The following is a 20320-nucleotide window of genomic DNA, read 5'->3' on the forward strand; positions in this document are numbered from 1 at the left end:
CAAACTCGTCAAGCGCCAGATGTACGGCAGAGGAAAGCTCGATCTCCTTCAGGCCCGTCTCGTCGGTGCGCCTTAGATCTTCTTCACCAAAACTGCGTCAGACCCAGGTTTCCGTGCCGATTGACACGCTGGAGCGGTTGCCGTGAGCCGATGCGAACGGAAAACGCTCCAGTCACAAACAATCTGCCACGTCGGACTGCTAGACTGCACTCTCACACCCGACCCACGCCGGAGCGCAAGGATACCGCTTACGCGAATACCGCACGGCGCGGGTGCAGCGGCGTCCGATCGAAGGCTCAACGGCCATGATCCACGCCGCCGCGGGGGGACTGCCATAAAACGATGGGCATATGCCTGACTACAAAGTCAGCATGAAAGTCCGCAGGAACCCCGAAGAATCTTGCAGATCGGCGAGAGGGGTACGCATCCTCGCGCACCCCGATGCCAAAAGCGGACACACAGCAGATTACCGAACATCCGCCGGCCGCGAGGGACCGAGCGCCCAGCCCCGGGGCAACTCGGCTGCCGGGCCCACATACGTCTCGACGCCGCTGAGCGGAGGGCCTTAAGCAGGCCGAGCAACCCCACTCTACTCCGCGGCGATCCCGGCCTCCCGCCCACGATGAGGAAGAGGCCGTTGAGAAGGCGACGGACGCGACCTCCTCACACTCTGAACAGCGAAGGCCGCACTGAAAACATAGCCAACCATCAAAGTTGCAAACGATGGCCCATAGCACTGCACCGTGACGGTATAAATATTCATCAGTACAATCAGCGAAAGCTTGGCCACATCCTTACAGTATTTAACGAAATAAACCTGCATTATTACAAATATAGCAAATGGAAAACCAAGCATCATATAAGTCGTCATGTAAAAATTGTCGAGCGGAAAATATAGATCCGAAAGCGAAGTGTATGTCATGGGATAAGCGTAACAACCAGCGCCGCAACCAATCAAAAGTCCGAGCGGAAAAATTTCAGCGATTGTCAAAAATGGACCACGCCATGTATTATCAATACGATCCGACATGCTTGATAGAAGGTTGCTAACATTTGATAAATCAAAACCTCCGAATGCCAAAATCAAAATTGGCGGCATAATGACAAGAACGAACGACAGCCGTGCAAGTCCTTGGAGAAAACCAAGCTTCTGAGCACGGTCTCTGAGCAACATAGCCGCAATGTAAAGAACGAAATAAATACCGATGACGCCCAACGCCGTCTTGCTGGTCGTCACATAGATGGCCCATGCGAGCACAGGCCACATCATGAAGTTCACGACCCTGCTGAAATACGGACTGAGCAGCACATAGACCGTAAAGATCGTAAAGGCCGCCATGGTGCTGTCACCGGCAAATCCGCCGTAGCGCACCTCGCCGCTCGCCCACCATAGCTTACCCGCCGTCCGCTCGACGCCGAACGCATTCGTCGTCAAGCCGACCCAAGGATATTCCATGTAGGGGTTCAACAAGACTCCGATGACCGAAAGGATCAAGACCAAGATCAAGACAACTCGCGCCCAGCGAAACTCAGTCGCAGATCGATTGTAAAAAGCGAAACCAACGAAGATCGGTGTCAGGCTCTTCAGGCTCGACAAAAATGTCAATGTATCCAATTGCATGAATATGGTCGCAATGATAAGTGAAATGATAAAATTAACGACAAAAAGCGTTCCGATGAGATTGCGTTTAACGAAAATTTGCTGATAAGCGAATATCCCAACAATCGCAAAGCACATGAAGTCTGGAATAAACCACAGCACATCCAGGCGGATGATCGAAAGGGAATAGCGCAGGACTCCGGTCAGGCCATCCCGGATCGCGAACGCAAGAAACGTGACCACCAGAAAGATGAACAGGTGATCGCGACCGCGGTCCCTAGAAGCAACATCGCTCATGCACTATCCCCAAGGCCAAGACCGTCCGCCAGCACAGGACAGCGGTCTGTCCATCCAAAACGCAGCAGACGCAATGCACGATCAGACCAATTCAGGCTCATCTGCGCTGGCCCGGCGGAGCCCAAACTCTATCATCTCGCAAGGACGCTGGCATAGACCGCGTCGATCTCGCGCACCATCCGGTCCAGCGAATAGGTCGAAAGGAACCGCGCGTGGCCGCGCGCGGCAATGGCTCGCAGTTCCTCCCGCGTAAGGGATAACAGGCAGTCGCGCAGGGCTATGGGATCTTCCGACGGCACCACCATGCCATACTGGCCGTCGCCCAGAATCTCCTTGAGGCCCCCCACCGCGGACGCGAGCACGGGAACGGAAAGTCGCATCGCCTCGATGGCCACCAGGCCAAACCCCTCCCAGCGCGACGGCACCACCAGCACGTCGCAGCTGCGCATCTGCGCATAGACGCCGTTGCGATCAAGCCAACCCAGATTGGTGACGTGGGCGGGCAAGGCTTGCGGAAGCTTGAGTTCGCTGACGACAAAGCTGCCAACCAGCCGAACACTCAGCGCATTCCCCTGCCCCTCCACCGCGTCAAGCAGGACGTCCACGCCCTTCTGAAAATCGAACCGCCCCGCGTAAAGCACCTTCAGGCGGGTGTCGTTCCACTCGGCGGCATCAACCTGAGGGGCCTGCGCCTTTATCCCACTGACCACGAGGCTGAGGCGGTCGTCGGTGAAGCCGAGATCCTTCGCCCGCTTTTGCTCGTGCTTCGAGATCAGGATCACCTGATCCGCGCTCCTGGCCAGCAGGCGCTCGACAATCTCAGCTCCAAACCGCAGGAGCCGGGCACCCTTCATGTCCACGGACCAGCCGTGTGGACAGAACACGATCTTGTAACTGCGCCCGAAACCGAGGCCGCGCATCACCAGGCCGGCAATGGAAGAATGCGCATGGACAATCTGCGGTTTCAGATCGGCGCGCGTCTTCAGGTAGACCTTGATGAAGTTGAACAACCCGAGAAATCGCGACTTGCGCGAGAAAGGAATGATCGTGATCCCTGACTCTTGGACCTCGGGCTCCAGATAGTTCAACTGGTTCTGCGGAACCAGAAGCGTGATATTTTCCGCTCCGTACAATGACACCTGTGCCGGCACGAGTTCGGAAAGGTACGACCCTGTCCCTCCGATTACGCTTTCACATACATGGAGCAACCGCATCATGCTCACTCACAGGCGTACGTCATTGGGAAAGCCCCCCATCCCTCGACCTGCGCACAACTTATGCGCGATGCCTGAGTATGATTTATCGATCTTGTACGCAAACGCCAGTCTTTCTCGCATTTTGCGCCATATCTCGAGGAAATTATTCTCCCCTCCAGTGAATATTACCTCCGCGCCCAGACGCATCGCGCCCATTCGCACGATTCACCGTTGGCCCCAAGATACTCTCACCGACGTTCCGCCAGATCAATTATGAGTTCGGATGGCGATCTGAACCACCTCCCTCTCTGCCTAACGTATAAAGCAAAAACTCCGCCCACATCACGCCATACCTAATTACAGGCAGAAGTGCCAAAAATAGCACTCGAAATCAAAAAACTCTCCTCAATCAAAGCTCTTATTGCTCTGTACGGCCCAGCGCTTGAGACCTTCCCGAAGGTTATAGGGGAAGGTATAGCCTTGGGATCCGAGCCAATAAGGAAAAATATCCGTCGATCGGACCAGCTTGGTCACGCGCTCCGGGTGGATACCGATGTTCAGAAACTGCGTCTTGCCCAGGGCGGTCGCCATGCCCATGACCACCCCACGCGGGATCATGTAGGTCTTGCCCTTCGGAAAATGATCCTCGATGAAGAGGGAAACGACCTGTTCCAGGGTGTAACGCTCGGGATAAGCGGCGTTGAAGAACTTGAACGGTTCCGGGCTCTGCTGCGCGAAGCCGATGGCGTCGAGCAGGTCCTCCACATAGACGCAGGCCTTGATGGTATCCTTGCGACCGGGGAAAATGAAAAAGCCCTTTTCCAGGAGCCGCGCAAGCCGGGTGAAATTGCCACGCTCGCCCTGGCCAAACACCACCGCGGGGCGGACAATGGTAAGCTTGCGGCCAGGGGCTCCGTCGAACCACAGCCGGTGCACCCGCTCCGCCATCAACTTGGAATAACCGTAGGCGGATTCCGGCGTCGGCTTGGTGTTCTCGTCCTTCATGCTCTCCGACGGACCATAGACGGAGATGGAACTCGTGAACACGATCTCCGGCACGTTCAGCCGCTCCGCCAAAGCCTTCACTTCGAGTGCGCCGTTGATGTTGGTATCGTAATATTCCCAGAAGGGATGGCCCGGCGTGGTGTGGATGGCGGCGAAATTGTAGATGCACTTCACCGGCTGGTTCACCTCGAAGCCGGAAAGGTCGCGCACGTCCGTCACGCGATAGTCCACGCCCGGCAGCGTCTCGCGCTGGGGCTTGATATCGGCGGAAATGACCGCTTCACCGGCGGCCGTCAGCTTGCGCGCGAGATGCGTTCCGACGAACCCTGATCCCCCGAAGATGATGTTCGCGCCCTGCATGATGTAATTCCCCGTTTCCGCGTCAGGCCGACGCAAGATGCGATGACGACCCGCTCAAAATGGCTTCGATCTTTTCGTAATAGCGCGAGGATTCCGCGGTGCCCTGATAGCCGCGGATGCCCGGGAACAATGCGTCGCGCTGCGCCCACCACGCCTGCTGGCCGATGGAAAGGGCGCGATCAAGCAGCCCCGAAAGCGCATCGGTCACGTCCGGATCGTAGCACCAGCCCATCCCATAGCCCTTCAGGACCTCAGGAATGCCGCCCCGGTCGGTTCCGATCAAAGGCACGCCATAGACCGCCGCCTCGACGATGATCCGCCCCTGGGGCTCGATCCAGCGCGACGGCACCACCACCACGTCGGCGAGCGCATAGATGCGCTCCGGCGGCACATGCCCAAGGAACTCAACCGGCTTGCCCGCTGCGAGTTCCTTGAGATGGGCCACATAATCGTCGCGCCCGCGTCCGGCCACGAGCAGCCGCGCCCCGTCCGCCCCCTTTAGGGCGGCGAACGCGCGCACCAGGTCGCCGACGCCCTTGGCCTCGGTCAGGCCGCCCAGATAGCCGAAGGTGAACACATCACTCGACGGGGCCTCGCGCCCCATCAGGGCGGCGTCGAATTTCTGCTCGCTGGTGTTGGTGTTGTAGAGCACGTGCCACTGCGACTTGGTCAGCAGGCCATGCTTCAGGATGCGCTCGCGCACCGCGTTGCTGACCGCAACGGCGGTGATGCCCTCCCCTGCCCCGACGCCCACGCGCGAGGTCAAGAGCCGGCAGTCGATGCACTCGCTCTCGCAGTTCTTGCCGTCTCGGAACATATTGGTCTTGGGGCAGAGCACGGCATAATCGCGCAGATGCCAGACGATGGGCATTTTCAGGCGCCGGGCCGCCGTAAACAGCGCCGGCTGCATGCGCACGGAATTCTGGGCGTAGAGCACGTCGAAGCGGCCAGCCTCGAGGACGCGCGTGATATCCGCGCGACTGGCGGCGCCCCAGGCCGCACGGGCGTGCCATTCCAGCTTCTTGAGCACGCCGGCTGCAGACTGCCGCGCCGCCGGCAGGTGCCAGTTATGGTAGGGAATGCGCACCACGGTGAAGCCTTCGGGATGGCGATACGTCCCCACCGGGGCGACGGGGTCGCCCTCCAGCCCGAGCGCAAGAACCGTCACATCGTGCTGTCGACGCGACAGCTCGATCGCCGCCATGCGGGCGGAAATTTCGGCCCCGCCCTCGTCTTCCGGGGCGAATGTCTGAGACGCGATGCAGATCTTCATGGGTCGTGCTCACACTGCTCTTTCTGCCTCGGGTCCATTGCAGCCAAGAAAGCGGGAAGCGCGCCGAACGCCACCGCCGCTGAATGAACCTGAGGCCCCGCGCCAGACGTCGGCCTCGCAGCCGCGCCACCCCGCTCGAATCTCGCCTCTTCCCGCTCCCTCAGGCCGCTCGCCGGGACCGGCCGGCCTCACCTGTTGATCCCCCGCGACGTCTCGCCCGGATCACTCTCCGTTCGCATCGGCTCACGGCAATCGCTCTAAACCCTTATTCTGACGCGCATTTCATGCGAACCGATATCCGCTTCCCTTGAAAATGGCTAAATCACAGACAGATAGCGCGTTATCCGATCAGCTTGCGATGCAGGCTGATCGGCGCGTGCCCTAGCGGTGCTGCGCCGCCAGAAGCGCCTCCGCGCTACGCTGCCACGAGAAGGCGGCAGCATGCGCCACGCCGCGCCGCGCCATCTCCCCGTGGGTCTCCGGATGCTCCAGGAACCCCTTGACCGCAGCCGCAATGGCCTCCGGATCGCGGGCATCGAAATAACGGGCCGTGTCGCCGCACACCTCCCGCACCGGCGGGATATCCGAAGACAGGACCGGACAGCCCAGCACCATCGCCTCCAGCGGCGGGATGCCGAACCCCTCGTAGAGGCTCGGGAAAAGCAATGCGATCGCGTTCTGGTACAAGGCGACGATCTCGGCATCCGACAAGCGACCCGAGAAAATCACCTTTGAACTGTCGGCCTCGGCCGCGCCGCTGAAGACCGCCTTCTGGGCGGCACCCACGATGACGAACTTTGGCGCGTCGGCACCGAGGCGTTCGAGGCCCGCAATGGCCGCCTTCAGGTTCTTGTTGGGAGCCGGTGAGCCGACGAACAGCAGGTAGCCTTTCGCAGCGAGTCCGAGGCGATCGAGCACCGCCCGATCCGGGGTGACGCGGGCCACGTGCTCGCAACTGTTGGGGATAACGGCCACGGGCTTGACACCCACGACCTCAAGCAGCTCCCGGCGCGAGAATTCCGACACCGTGGCGATGCGCGAAGTCCGCGCCAGCAGGTGGCCGAGCGTTCCGTGCAGGGTGCGGTAGGCCCGCGAGAAATTCTGCGGCGTCCGGTAGATCATCGCATCGTGGATGACCGTGAGGCTCGCCAGGTGCATCACCGGCCCGCTGTTGCACAGATTGACGAGGCGCCCGCCCCGGCTGTGCCACCACAGCTCCGTCTGTTCCCACAGGTGTCCCGACTTGCGGCCCACCACGCGCTCGCGGATCACCTTGAGGTCGAGACCGCGCAGCGCACCCGGCGGCACGGCCAGTTCCCAGTCCTCCCCGGGTGGGGCCGACTGGAAATGAACGTCGAGGGCCTTGACGACCTCCTGCGCGAAGCGCTGAACGCCGCTGGTGTGCTGCGTGAGGAAGCGGCCGTTGATGAAAGTGGTCATGGCTCAGCGCTTCTTCCTGCGCCTTGGCGCACCGCCCCTGCAAGGTTGGACCGCGAGCGAGGCAACGGCTTCAGCTCCCAGGGGCAGTGCGAGGCAGGCCGGCACGCTCGATCTCCGCATCAAAGAAGCTGCGAAGCTTCGAGAGAAATACGTCCCGCCCAAACTTGGCCACATGGGCGCGAACGTCTTCGGGCGTGCCACGGACGCCTTCCGCCTCGAACTTCAGGACCGCGGCCGCAAGCGCTTCCGGCGTCTGCTCCTGGAATAGAAGGCCGGTGACACCATCCACCACCGTTTCGGTCGCGCCGCCGCGCGCGAAGGCGATGACCGGCCGGCCCGACGCCATGACCTCAAGCGGCACGATGCCGAAATCCTCAACGCCGGGGAAAACGAGGGCACGGCACCGCGCGAACTTGCGCTCCATCTCCTTGTCATCCACCGCGCCGAGGAACCGCACGGTCGGGCCGGCCATCTTCCGCAGCTGGTTGCTGCCGCCGCTGCCGATGATGTCGAGGCGCTTGCCCATCTTGTTGAAGGCCTCGACCGCCACCTCGATCTTCTTGTAGGGCGTGATCTGGCCAGCACACAGATAGGCGTCGTCCAGATCGTCCGAGGCCGCAAAGCGCGAAAGATCCACGGGCGGATTGATCACCGTGGAGTCGCGGCGATAGGTTTTCTGGATCCGCTTCGCCACGTATTGCGAGTTGGCTATGAAGGTATCGACCCGGTTGGCCGTGGTCACGTCCCACTGGCGCAGGGAGGGACCGGTGAGGCTCATGAACGCGCGCGTCAGCGTCCCTGCGGATTCGCGATACTGGGATTCCAGATCCCAGATGTAGCGCATGGGCGAGTGGCAATAGCAGATGTGCAGCGCATCCGGACGCGTCACCACCGCCTTGGCGGGACCGGCCTCGCTGGAGATGACGAGGTCGTATTTCGTAAGATCAAAGGATTCAATCGCGAACGGCATCAAGGGCAGCATCTTCTGGTAATGCTTTTTGCCGCCAATCTTCTGCAGGAACGAGGTCGTGATCTTGTGTCGCCGAATCTTCTCCGAAAGGTTCTCCGGCTCAGCGACAAGAGTGAAGATGTCGGCGTCGGGAAAAAGCTCGCAGAGCGCCTCCACGACCTTCTCGCCGCCACGCATTCCCACAAGCCAGTAATGGACAATCGCTGTCTTCATGCTGTTCGACCTCAAATCGTCACGGCGGGCGTGGCGGGTATCCTCCGAAGCGCATCGAGCGGGAAACCCGATCGAATCTCGCGTACTTTCCGGCTATTCTTCTGCGAATGACTGTTTTTAAATAATTCAAAATATTAACCGACCAACATATCGTCCACTGGTTGTAAATTACTTAGTATCGCAAAATGCAAGTGCCTGAATGTTTCTAGAGTGGGCTCATACTGCCGCGCCTGCCATAGCGCCTCTCCATCAATACCGCAATAATGCTCAGGTGCCGCCCCACGCGGCTGTAGTGCCGCACCACGACGCGACCGCGCCTGCCCTCGTTGCGACCCGATGAATGAGTATGAAAAGACGTGGCAATCGCCCGCTTTGGCAGAGCACCGCCTGCTCGGTCGCACCGTGCGTGCGCAGGCGCCACCCGCGCGGGTGGCGCCGTTGCGGCTGCCTGCGATAAGCGACGGCGGCAGCATGACGATTTTCAGAATCGACAGCCATTCGAACGTCATCGGCCCCAGCACGTTAGGTTTGGACTTTGCTCGGATTGCTGCGCGTCAGTCTGTGTGCATTGCACATAACACTATAGAACAAGGCAATGCAATCCGCTTCCGCCGCCAATCGCCCAGGAGGCATGTGAGCCCCTTGGGGCCGCCCTGGCCACACAGTCATGAGTCCAGGGCCAAGCCTTTGATTCTAAAAATGACATCTTCACACGAGAAGGCCGAATTCGCGCCCCTGCGACACCTTCAGCGCCCCGCTGCGTGCATCGCGAAAGACTGACGCACAACCCGCCGGGTCCGTCATTGTGCATCGCAGCATAACTGTTTTCAGAAGACGCATTCGACGGCGCCGGGGGCTTCGCGGCTCCACCGGTGCCGACGGCCAAATCATCCCAAAGTTGGGGTCCGCGAACCGCCGGCCTGCTCGGCCATTGTGTCTCACGCCCCCTATGAGCAGAGGGGGTGCCGCCTGCCCCCGGAGCAGGACCGAAACGATGCTAGCCATCCGCCGGCGCCATGACGCCGGCGGATGGCATGCCCTCAGCCGTAATAGGCGGCGTATTTCTTGTGAAGACCGTCCTGCGGCACCTTGCTGGTGTAGAAATGCAGGCGGTGTGTATCCACCTTGTTGAGGATCACCCCGAGGCACTTCTCATAAACCTGCGGATTGGCTTCGAAAGCGTCAACTACGAGGTCGCGCGACGTGGCACCCCATTCCAGAACGAACAGGATGCCGTCGAAATACTTGGCGGCAGCACGCACGTCCACGACCGGCCCGAGGGGCGGGAGATCGATGACGATATAATCGGCATTCGCCCCGACGTCCGAGAGCAGACGCCCCATGGCCGGGGAGGAGACGAGATTGCTCGTGTGGGCGCTGCCGATATCCGAGCCCGCCGGGATGAAGAGCAGGCCCGTATCCGGCTCCACCATCAGGACCGAGGAGACCGGCACGCCGTGGCTGAGAATGTGGAACAGGCCCTTCTCGGCGTGAGGGGTAATGTCGTCGCTCAGCCCCCGAAAGCGAAGATCCGCATCGATCAGCACCGTTCGCGCGCCCTGCTGTGCCAGCATGGAGGCGAAATTCTTGCTGATCGTCGACTTGCCTTCCGTCGGCAGGACCGAAGCAAGGGCGATGATCTTGGGCGCCTTGTCCCCCACGGTGAAGTCCACCGCGACCTTGGCGCTACGCAATGTCTCGGCGAAGGGGGAGAGAATGTGGTTGGTCCCGTAGCGCATCATCGCCGACCCGGCCACCCGACCGGGGCTGGAACTGGTGAGGGGCGGCACCATGGCCAGCTGACGGGCCGAGATTCGCGGCATGACACCGATACATTCGAGCCGCAGCAACTCACGGATCTGCGAAGCGGAACGGAAGCCCAGATCCCGCAGTTCGCGCACCGCGCCGAAGCCTGCACCGCCAATGAAGCCCAGGATGGAACCGAGGATGACGGAGAGAGCCAGCTTGGGCGATGCCGGCATGGACGGCACCGCCGCAACCGAGATCACACGCGCCTCAGAAACCGGGAACGACTGCTTCTGAAGGGATTCCTGGTAACGCTGGAGCATGGTCTCGTAGAGGTTCTTGTAGGTATCGGCCTCGCGCTCGAGTTCGCGAAGGGCCACCTTGTCCTTGTTGGCCACATCCGACAGGCCGACCTGGTTTTTCAGCTGGGCCTCCAGCGCTCGCTCGCGGGCGATGGAGATGTCGCGTTCGCTCCGATAGCTCTCCGCGATACGTCCCAGTTCGCTGAAGATGAGCCGCTGATACTCGGCGATATCGGACCGTAGCCGCTGCACCTGGTAGTGGCCGGGGCCGAGCTTATTCGCAAGCTCCGACTCGGTCTTTGCAGCCGCGGTCGCCTTGTTCCGAAGTTCCACGATGATGGGATTGTCGATGGCCTCGGATACCGCGGCATCCATCTGGCCCGACGAGATGATGGACTGGATGCGGTCATATTTCGCGCCCGCCCGCGCCACATCGGACCGGGCAAGGACGAGCTGGGTGTTGATCTCTCCGACCTGCTGCTCGTTGACCAGCGAACCGGTCGACGTCATGATCAACCCTTTCTCGCCCCGGAAGCTCTGGACCGCGAGATCGGCCTCGATGGCCTTCTGGCGCAGCTCCTGGATACGCGGCAACAGCCAGTCGCTGGCTCGGCGCGTCGCGTCGAAATTGGCGGAGAACTGGTCGTCCACATAGGCCTGGGTGTAGGCATTCGCGATCTGCGCCGCCTTGTCGGGCTGGGTCGACGCAAACCCGATCTCGATCACATAGGTGCGGCCGACGCGCTTCAACGACAGATTGGTGGTCAGATAGGCCAGCGCCGCCTCGCGCTTGGCAGCGTCCTGTTGCTCCGGCGTCAGCTTGCGCGGGGGAAGGAAGGTCTCCTTTACGGAGCGGATCGCGGACTTCACCGCAGAAATCCCGCGCGCTGCGAGCGACTGCACCTTGTCGTCGTCCAGCACCCGGTCGAGGCCGACCTTCGCGATCACCGAGTTGGCGATGTTCATGGATTTCAGCACTTCGACCTGGCTGTCCACGGCGCCGGTGTCGAGGCCCAGCTCCGACAAGGCGGTCACGGCCACCTCGTCGTTGACCTTCGACTTGCTGTCGAGAAGCAGCTGTGTGCCGGCAAAATAGACCGGCGTCTTCGAGAGGTAGAACACCAGTCCAAGCGTGGCGCCGATGGAGATCCCAATCAGGACCGGGCGCATTTGCCGGCGCACTGCCGCTAACATGCTGGAGAAATCGATGGAAGGAACGGAACTCTCGCCCTGAGAGCTACCTTCGTAGCGAAGCCCTCCGCTCGACCTTTTCGGAGACTGCAGCACGGATACGACCCCTCGTGGCTACACTTGACATCAACCCTCGCACACACGTTAGCGCGCGCCCGTCGCGAAGGCCAGTGCTGCGGCGCACACAAAGGGCATCTTGGCACGTTTCGGCCGAAAAAGATCACTCCGGGACCGATATTTCGGACTTGGCGGCAGCGGTGAGAATGCCGGTACCGCGTCTGCCGCAACGGCAGACGCGGCGTGGATGCTCCTGCGTTGCAAAATGACAAAGAAGGATTCCAAGCGCTCACGAATCCGGCTGCCTTTTCGCGCATTTGCTTAAAAACTGCCATTTCCGCGGCCGCCCCTCCCTGGAGCCCGACCAAGGTCTTGCGTGCACTGCGAAAGCCCCCTCCGCGTGCGTCCGTACCCTGGCGCGCACGGACGGCGGGGGTGCGTCGCTGAGGTCGGGTCGAGATGGGCGCCGGCCGGCAAAAATCCGTTGAGATTTTGCCCATAGAGGGCTAATCCCTGCTGCGACGCAACATGCGACCGAAGCCTTAGGGCGAAAGTTGCACAAGACAGGGCTGGGCCATGCGTGTGACCATGATCGGAGCGGGCTATGTGGGCTTGGTCTCCGGCGCGTGCTTTGCGGATTTCGGCCATACGGTCACGTGCGTCGATACGCACGAGGGCAAGATCGCGGCCCTGAAGCGCGGTGAAATCCCGATCTTCGAGCCCGGCCTCGACGATCTCGTGGCCTCGAACGTGAAGGCCGAGCGGCTGTTCTTCACCACCAGCCTCGCCGAAGGCGTCGCCGATGCGGAAGCGGTGTTCATCGCGGTGGGCACACCCTCGCGCCGTGGCGATGGCCATGCCGACCTCTCCTACGTGCACCAGGCCGCCCGCGACATCGCGAGCGCGATCAACGGCTATACGGTGATCGTGACCAAATCCACCGTTCCCGTCGGCACCGGTGACGAAGTGGAGCGCATCGTCCGTGAGACCCGGCCGGACGCGGAGTTCTCCGTGGTTTCCAACCCCGAGTTCCTGCGCGAAGGCGCCGCCATCATCGATTTCAAGCGGCCTGACCGCATCGTGGTGGGCACCGACGAGGAGCGCGCTAAGGAGGTCATGACCAACCTCTACCGCCCGCTGTTCCTCAACCAGTCGCCGCTGTTGTTCACCTCCCGCCGCACGGCCGAGCTGATCAAGTATGCGGCCAACGCCTTCCTCGCCACCAAGATCACCTTCATCAACGAGATCTCGGACCTGTGCGAGAAGGTGGGCGGCAACGTGCAGGACGTGGCCCGCGGCATCGGCCTCGACAACCGCATCGGCTCCAAGTTCCTTCATGCCGGCCCCGGCTACGGCGGCTCCTGCTTCCCGAAGGACACGCTTGCCCTCATCAAGACCGCCCAGGACTATGATGCGCCGATCCGCATCGTGGAGACGGTGGTTTCGGTGAACGACCAGCGCAAGCGCGCCATGGCCCGCAAGGTCATCGCCGCGCTCGGCGGATCGGTGCGCGGCAAGACCGTCGGCGTGCTGGGCCTCACCTTCAAGCCCAACACCGACGACATGCGCGACGCGCCATCCATCGCCATCATCACCGCCCTCCAGGATGCCGGCGCCATCATCCGGGCGCACGATCCCGAGGGCGTGGAGCAGGCCAAGCTTGTGCTCGGCAACGTCGACTACGTGGACAGCCCCTACCAGGCGGCGGACGGGGCCGATGCCCTGGTGATCGTCACCGAATGGGACGCCTTCCGCGCCCTCGACCTCAAGCGCATCCAGTCGATGATGGCCCAGCCGGTGGTCGTGGACCTGCGCAACATCTACCGCCCGGAAGAGATGGCCGCTTTGGGCTTCAAGTACAGCAGCGTCGGGCGCGGCCTCGCCGACGCCTGAGGCCCGGGTCGCGGACACCGGAGAAACATTCCGACTGAATTGGATCCCAATTCGGTCGGTTGACCGCGCTCCCACCTAGGCCAGGAGGCAGATTTTAGGCTCTGGCTTCGCCAGCCCGGCCAGATTTCGCTCCAACTCGGGCAGCGGCTTTTGCTGCTGCCCGACGACGGCCTCGGAGGACTTCTTTGTGGACCACGCCCGTTGCTTGTAGCAACGTGACCTGAACCCAGCTTGAGGCTCGCCATGACCACTTCGTCCACCGTTACCTCGAAGTCGGCCGGCGGAAAGATCGTCCCGGTCATTCTGGCCGGCGGCTCTGGAACGCGGCTGTGGCCGCTCTCGCGCAACAGCCTGCCGAAGCAGTTCCTGCCGCTGGCCACCGACAAAACCATGTTCCAGGACACGCTGCTGCGCGCGGCGCCCGGTGCGGTGTTCGCCGATCCCGTGGTGGTGGCTAACGAGGAATTCCGCTTCTTCGCCCAGCGCCAGGCACGGGCCATCGGCATCGACGCCACCGTCATGCTGGAACCGGCGCGCCGCGACAGCGCACCCGCCCTCATCGCCGCCGCCGTGTGGGTGGCCGAGACCTACGGCCCCGAGACGCTGGTGCTGGCGCTCGCCTCCGACCATGTGGTGCTCGACCCCGCCGGCTTCGTGAAGACGGTGGAGATCGGCGCGGACGCCGCCCGCCTCGGCCGCATCGTCACCTTCGGCATCGAGCCCACCGAGCCGCGTACCAGCTACGGCTATATCCGCCTCGGCGCCCAGATCGACGAACGCGGTTCCTATGAGGTGGATTCCTTCGTCGAAAAGCCGGATCGCGCCACGGCCGAGCGCTATGTAGAGGCCGGCTATCTCTGGAACTCGGGCAACTTCCTCTTCCCGGCAGGCCTGCTGCTGAAGGAAGCGGACGTGTTCGAGCCAGCCATCGCCGATGCCGCCCGCGCGGCCGTCGCAGAGGCCAAATCCGACCTCGGCTTCCTCAGGCTCGACCCCGTCGCCTTCAAGTCCTCGCCGTCCAAGTCCATTGACTTCGCGGTGCTGGAGCGCACCCGCCACGCGGCGGTGGTGCGCGGCAGCTTCGGCTGGTCGGACGTGGGCTCCTGGGATGCCCTGCACGAGATCGGGAACCAGGACGAGCGGGGCAATGTCACCGTGGGCACGGTGCAGCTTCTCGACAGCAGCAATTCCTTCGTGCGTTCGGACGGCCCGCTGGTGACGGCCATCGGCCTCGACGGCGTCTCGGTGATCGCCACCGAGGACGCGGTGCTGGTGATGCCGTCGAACCGCAGCCAGGACGTGAAGGCCCTGGTGGCCGCGCTCAAGGACTCCAACCGCAAGGAAGTGGAGGAGCATCTCACCATCCATCGGCCCTGGGGCACCTACCAGACCGTGTGCAAGGGCGACCGCTTCCAGGTGAAGAAGATCGTGGTGGAGCCGGGCGGCATCCTGTCCCTGCAGAAGCACCATCACCGCGCCGAGCACTGGGTGGTGGTGCGCGGCACCGCCGAGGTGACGGTGGCCGATCGCAGCTACACTGTGCACGAGAACGAATCCACCTACATCCCCATCGGCAGCGTGCACCGGCTCGGCAATCCGGGCCGGATCCCCCTGGAGCTGATCGAGGTGCAGACCGGCTCCTATCTCGGCGAGGACGACATCCACCGCTTCGAGGACATCTACCAGCGCGCCTGAGCGGCGCGCCGGTTGATTCGGGCGCGGCAGGGCCTGAGGCCGGCGGGGGTTAGCCGTCAGGCCGCCCCGCCCGCCTTGAGCAGCACCGCCAGGGCCGAGAGGATGTGGTAGAAGGAGGAGGCAGGCGCGGCCTCCTCCACGAAGCTGCCATCCGCCAGCCACTGGTCGCGCCACAGGCCCCGCACCGGCACATCAAGATACGCCTGAAGCACCTCGAAGGCGTCCTCGGCCGCGGCCACATAGGCCGCACCGGCTTCGGCATCGGTCTCGACCCCAGCGAAGATCAGGGCCGTGCGCAGGCGCTCCGTCTGCGCCCAGAGCCGCGCCCTCGGGTCGCTCACCTGCCCCGACGCATCCAGCGCGAACACCGCCGCCTTGCGCATGGGATCGATACCGAAGCGCGCACCGAACCCGTACATGCGCCGGCTTTCCGACCTATGGTCCAGCCCCAGCACCGGGCCGATATGATCGAGCAGATAAGCCCATTCGAACTGGTGGCCGGGCTCGCGCACGCCGCCCGATTCGCCGGCGGCGAAGCGCCAGTCGCCATCATAATATTCGCCGATGGCGCCGGTTTCGGGATCGATGAGGCGGGTCGCGGCCAGGGCGACGATGCCGCGCGCCACGTCCGCGAAGGGTTCCGCCACGCCGGCCGCCACCCAGGCGAGGTTGGCTTCCAGCAGATGCATGTGGGGGTTGGAGCGCAACGGCAGCACGCGCGGGCTTGCCTCCTCGAAGCCGCCGGCGGGATGGCCGCGTTCGGCCTGAAGCTGCGTCACCAGCTCCCGCGCGGCCGCGATCAGTTCGTCGCCGCCGAGGCCGGCGGTGTGGGACTGGGCCAGCGCGAACAGAACGAAGGCCTGATCGTAGAGGTCAGCCGTTTCGTCGAGGGGCCGGCCGTCGGGCGCGACCAGGGTACGGAACAGCCCGTCGGACCGGCGGTAATGGGCCAGCAGGAAGTCGAGTCCGTGCCGCGCCGCCTCCCGCCACGGCCCGTCCCATCCCAGCCGGCCGCCCTCCATATAGGCATAGGCCTGCCGCGCCTGGACCCGGAGGCGGCGGGACGCGGCCACCGGGGAGCCGTCCAGAGCGATCTTCTCGTGAAAGCCACCGGCCGGATCGGCCCCCACGGTCCACCACAGCGGCAACGCCGCATCGAACAGCCACTCACGCGCCCAACGGGCCTGCGCTTCCAAAAGGGCCATCGCCATCACCCCATACCTCAATGGTTGGGCACACTAGAGCCCGATCCGAGCAAATTGAACTAATGTACTCGGTGAATCGCCCTCTAAATCAGAGAGAGCACGCGCCCATCACAACGCAAAGGCGCTTCACTGAGCGTCGCGACGCGCCGACAAAGTGCCGCAAGCCACAATCGCAAGCGATTGCCATGCTGTACCGCAAGCCGCCCCTTCGAATCTCTGTCGCGCCGCAGCGTTGCCTTCGCCGCCCGGCAGTCCTAGAAGCGCGCCATGACGGCCTTTCAAGCGCTCGACCTGCCAGAGGTCATCCTCGTGACACCGCGCCGCTTCGGCGATGCGCGGGGCTATTTCTGCGAGACCTACGTCCAGCCGCTTTATGCGGCGAACGGGGTCTGCGCCGTTTTCGTGCAGGACAACGAATCCCTGTCGGCCCTGCCGGGCACGGTGCGCGGCCTTCACATGCAGGCCCCCCCCTTCGCGCAGGCAAAGCTGGTAAGAGTGCTGTCAGGCGCCGTCTTCGACGTGGCGGTGGACGTGCGCAAAGGCTCGCCCACCTACGGGCGCTGGGCGGGCGCCCGCCTCACCGCCGAGGGTGGGGAACAGCTTTTCGTACCCCAGGGTTTCGCCCACGGCTTTTGCACCCTCGTCCCGGACACGCGGGTCGCTTATAAGGTAGACGCGCTTTACGATCGGGCGAGCGAGTGCGGGATCATCTGGAACGACCCCGACCTCGCCATCCAGTGGGGCTTCGACGGCGAGACCATCCTCTCCGACAAGGACCGGATTTTGCCGCGCCTCAAGGATTTCCAAAGCCCGTTCTCCTATGCGGGCGGGTGAAGCTGCGGCCGGCGGTGGGGCGGCGGAGGCAATGGTGAAGGGAACGGCATGCGTGTACTGGTGACGGGGGGAGCCGGCTTCATCGGCTCGGCGGTGGTGCGCCACCTCATCGGTGAAGGCCACCATGTCCTCACCTTCGACAAGCTCACCTATGCGGGCAACCTCGCCTCCCTCGCACCGGTGGCCGACAATCCACGCCACGCCTTCGTGCAGGCGGACATCTGCGACGGTGCGGCGGTGCGCGCGGCGCTGGACGGCTTCCGGCCCGATCTGGTGATGCACCTCGCCGCCGAATCCCATGTGGACCGCTCCATCGACGGGCCGGGCGACTTCATCGCCACCAACGTGGTGGGCACCTACACCATGCTGCAGGAAGCCCTGCGCTACTGGCGCGGCCTTTCCGGCCCAGCGCAGGAGGCGTTCCGCTTCCACCACATTTCCACCGACGAGGTATTCGGCAGCCTCGGCGCCGAAGGGCTGTTCCGCGAGGACACGCCCTACCAGCCCAACTCGCCCTATTCCGCCTCCAAGGCATCGTCCGACCATCTGGTGCGGGCGTGGTTCCACACCTACGGCCTGCCCGCGGTGATGTCGAACTGCTCCAACAATTACGGGCCCTACCACTTCCCGGAAAAGCTCATCCCCCTCGTCACCCTCAACGCGCTGGAAGGCGCCGACCTGCCGGTCTACGGCAAGGGCGAGAATGTGCGCGACTGGCTGTTCGTCGAGGACCATGCCGAAGCCTTGGTCCTCATCGCCACCAATGGCCGGCCGGGCGAGAGCTACAATGTGGGCGGCGCCTGCGAGCGGCAGAACATCGACGTGGTGCGCACCATCTGCGCCATCCTCGACGACATTGTTCCGGATGCCGCCATCGGCCCGCGCGCGCAGTTGATCCGCTTCGTCACCGACCGGCCGGGACACGATGCGCGCTACGCCATCGACTTCTCCAAGCTGAAGGCCGAGCTGGGCTGGTCGCCGCGCGAGACCTTCGAGAGCGGGCTGGAGAAGACCATCCGCTGGTATCTTGAAAACCGCGCATGGTGGGAGCCCCTGCGCCAGCACTACCAGGGCCAGCGGCTCGGACTGGAAAAGCCGCCCACCTCCAAGCTGGGGCTCGCATCGTGAGGCGCATCCTTCTGTTCGGCGCCGGCGGCCAGCTCGGGCGCGAAGTAACGGCGCTTGCCGCCGAGCGCGGCATCGATCTCGTCGGCCTCGGCCACGATGCCCTGGATATCGCCGATCCGGTGGCGGTGGCCCGGGCGATCGAGGCGGTGCGGCCCGACGCGCTCATCAACGCGGCCGCCTATACCGCCGTGGACAAGGCCGAGACCGAGCCGGAGATGGCGGCCCGCATCAATGCCTTCGCCCCGGGCCTCATCGCCGAGCGCTGTGCGCGCTACCGCACCCCTTTGGTCCACGTCTCCACCGACTATGTGTTCGACGGCACCAAGGCCGGCGCCTATGTGGAGGCGGACCCCATCGCGCCGCTGGGCTTCTACGGCCGCACCAAGGCCGCAGGCGAGGCCGCCGTGCGTGCCGCCAGCGAGCGACACGTCATCGTGCGCACCTCGTGGGTCTACGGCGCCCACGGCAGCAATTTCCTCAAGACCATGCTGCGGCATGCCGCCGAGCGGGACCTGCTGAAGGTGGTGTGCGACCAGCGCGGCTGCCCCACCGCCACGCGCGACCTCGCCGAGGCGGTGCTGGCGGCGGCGGACGCTGCGGCGCGGGGCGATGCGCGCTGGGGCACCTATCATTTCGCCGGCACGGGCGCGACCAGCTGGCACGGCTTCGCCAGCGCCATCGTGGCAGCCGCAGCCGGGCACACCGGCCGCAGCCCTCAGGTTGCCCCCATCACCACCGCCGAATATCCCACGCCGGCGAAGCGGCCGAAGAATTCGGAACTCGCCAGCGACCTGTTCGAGCGCACCTTCGGCATACGGGCCCTCCCCTGGGAGCAGCGCGTGAGCGAGGTGGTGGACACGCTCCTGGCCGGCGCGCAATCGGCGCAAGCCAAGGCCACGCAAGCCCCTGTGGAGGCATCGTGAAGGGTATCATTCTCGCCGGCGGCTCCGGCACGCGGCTTCATCCCATTACTCTCGTCGTCTCCAAGCAGTTGCTGCCGGTCTACGACAAGCCGATGATCTATTATCCCCTGTGCACGCTAATGATGGCGGGCATCCGGGATATCCTGATCATCACCACCCCGCATGATTCCCTGCTGTTCCAGGCGTTGCTGAAGGACGGCAGCCAGTTCGGCCTCACCATCACCTATGCGGTGCAGGGGCAGCCGCGCGGACTTGCGGACGCCTTCATCGTCGGCCGCGACTTCGTCGGCGACGATCGGGTGGCGCTGGTGCTGGGCGACAATCTGTTCTTCGGCCATGGCCTGCCGGAGCTGCTGGCAGGGGCCGCCAAGCGCGAGCGCGGTGCCACCGTGTTCGGCTATCCGGTGCAGGACCCCGAGCGCTACGGCGTGGTGGAGATGGATGCGACCTGCCGCGTGCTCTCCCTGGAGGAAAAGCCGAAGGTGCCGAAGTCCAACCTCGCGGTGACCGGGCTTTATTTCTACGACAACCGCGTCGTCGACATCGCCGCCAACCTCAAGCCGTCCCCGCGCGGCGAGATCGAGATCACCGACGTCAACAAGGCCTATCTGGAGCTGGGCGAACTCAGCGTCTCCATGATGGGACGCGGCTTCGCCTGGCTCGATACCGGAACGCCCGATTCCCTCGTGGAAGCGGCACAGTTCGTGCAGATCCTCGAAAAGCGGCAGGGCCTGCGCATCTCCTCGCCGGAGGAGGTGGCCTATCGCGCCGGCTTCATCGACAAGGCCCAGCTCAAGGAGCGAGCCGCGGCCCTCGCCAAGTCGAGCTACGGCATCTACCTCTCCCGCCTCGCCGACGGTCTCGCCTGACCTCCGACGCGGGGACATGCCGTCGCACTTTTGAAGCGTGGCCATATCCTGTAGGGTGAGGCTGTCTCCCTAAAGCCTCATGTGGCCGTCGCCGTTTCGGGCGCGCTCCGGGGCGTGCCGTGA

14 protein-coding genes are annotated in these 20320 nt (G+C 63.5%); 6 read left to right on the forward strand and 8 right to left on the reverse strand.

Annotated features, from left to right (window positions below):
- Positions 1 to 589: 589 nt before the first annotated feature.
- The 7 genes from FBQ73_RS03090 to FBQ73_RS03120 form a co-directional block, all read right to left on the reverse strand.
- Entirely contained in the window at positions 590 to 1897 is a 1308-nt protein-coding gene (locus FBQ73_RS03090; protein WP_138398065.1) for a hypothetical protein, read from the reverse strand.
- A gap of 131 nt (positions 1898 to 2028) precedes the next feature.
- Positions 2029 to 3114 (reverse strand): glycosyltransferase, encoded by a 1086-nt coding sequence (locus FBQ73_RS03095; RefSeq protein WP_138398066.1) that lies wholly within the window; start codon positions 3112 to 3114, stop codon positions 2029 to 2031.
- A gap of 384 nt (positions 3115 to 3498) precedes the next feature.
- Positions 3499 to 4458, reverse strand: a complete 960-nt coding sequence (locus tag FBQ73_RS03100; protein ID WP_138398067.1) for an NAD-dependent epimerase/dehydratase family protein — start codon at positions 4456 to 4458, stop codon at positions 3499 to 3501.
- Between the two features lie 22 nt (positions 4459 to 4480).
- A complete protein-coding gene (locus tag FBQ73_RS03105) occupies positions 4481 to 5731 on the reverse strand; it encodes a glycosyltransferase (protein ID WP_138398068.1) in 1251 nt (416 codons plus the stop codon).
- Between the two features lie 381 nt (positions 5732 to 6112).
- Positions 6113 to 7171 (reverse strand): glycosyltransferase family 4 protein, encoded by a 1059-nt coding sequence (locus tag FBQ73_RS03110; RefSeq protein ID WP_138398069.1) that lies wholly within the window; start codon positions 7169 to 7171, stop codon positions 6113 to 6115.
- A gap of 70 nt (positions 7172 to 7241) precedes the next feature.
- Positions 7242 to 8354, reverse strand: a complete 1113-nt coding sequence (locus FBQ73_RS03115) for a glycosyltransferase (protein ID WP_138398070.1) — start codon at positions 8352 to 8354, stop codon at positions 7242 to 7244.
- 1040 nt (positions 8355 to 9394) lie between these two features.
- Entirely contained in the window at positions 9395 to 11689 is a 2295-nt protein-coding gene (locus FBQ73_RS03120) for a GNVR domain-containing protein (protein WP_281278780.1), read from the reverse strand.
- Between the two features lie 537 nt (positions 11690 to 12226).
- Here FBQ73_RS03120 and FBQ73_RS03125 point away from each other — a divergent pair.
- Positions 12227 to 13543 (forward strand): UDP-glucose dehydrogenase family protein, encoded by a 1317-nt coding sequence (locus FBQ73_RS03125; protein WP_138398072.1) that lies wholly within the window; start codon positions 12227 to 12229, stop codon positions 13541 to 13543.
- Between the two features lie 243 nt (positions 13544 to 13786).
- On the forward strand, positions 13787 to 15238 hold the full coding sequence (locus tag FBQ73_RS03130) for a mannose-1-phosphate guanylyltransferase/mannose-6-phosphate isomerase (protein ID WP_138398073.1): 1452 nt from the start codon (positions 13787 to 13789) through the stop codon (positions 15236 to 15238).
- 56 nt (positions 15239 to 15294) lie between these two features.
- Here FBQ73_RS03130 and FBQ73_RS03135 read toward each other — a convergent pair whose 3' ends face one another.
- Complete coding sequence (locus FBQ73_RS03135) at positions 15295 to 16443, reverse strand: AGE family epimerase/isomerase (protein WP_246089535.1); 1149 nt, start codon at positions 16441 to 16443, stop codon at positions 15295 to 15297.
- A 267-nt stretch (positions 16444 to 16710) separates the two neighbouring features.
- Between FBQ73_RS03135 and rfbC the strand changes: the two genes are divergently transcribed.
- From rfbC to rfbA, 4 genes are read left to right on the forward strand one after another with little or no spacing between them, the layout of a single operon-like run.
- On the forward strand, positions 16711 to 17277 hold the full coding sequence (rfbC, locus tag FBQ73_RS03140) for a dTDP-4-dehydrorhamnose 3,5-epimerase (RefSeq protein ID WP_138398075.1): 567 nt from the start codon (positions 16711 to 16713) through the stop codon (positions 17275 to 17277).
- Positions 17278 to 17325: 48 nt separating this feature from the next.
- Positions 17326 to 18405, forward strand: a complete 1080-nt coding sequence (rfbB, locus tag FBQ73_RS03145; RefSeq protein WP_138398076.1) for a dTDP-glucose 4,6-dehydratase — start codon at positions 17326 to 17328, stop codon at positions 18403 to 18405.
- Complete coding sequence (gene rfbD / locus FBQ73_RS03150) at positions 18402 to 19328, forward strand: dTDP-4-dehydrorhamnose reductase (RefSeq protein WP_138398077.1); 927 nt, start codon at positions 18402 to 18404, stop codon at positions 19326 to 19328. The genes rfbB and rfbD overlap by 4 nt, the downstream gene beginning before the upstream one ends.
- Complete coding sequence (gene rfbA, locus FBQ73_RS03155; protein WP_138398078.1) at positions 19325 to 20197, forward strand: glucose-1-phosphate thymidylyltransferase RfbA; 873 nt, start codon at positions 19325 to 19327, stop codon at positions 20195 to 20197. The genes rfbD and rfbA overlap by 4 nt, the downstream gene beginning before the upstream one ends.
- Positions 20198 to 20320 lie beyond the last annotated feature (123 nt).

It is taken from the genome of Xanthobacter autotrophicus (genome assembly GCF_005871085.1).
Taxonomy (GTDB): Bacteria; Pseudomonadota; Alphaproteobacteria; order Rhizobiales; family Xanthobacteraceae; genus Xanthobacter; species Xanthobacter autotrophicus.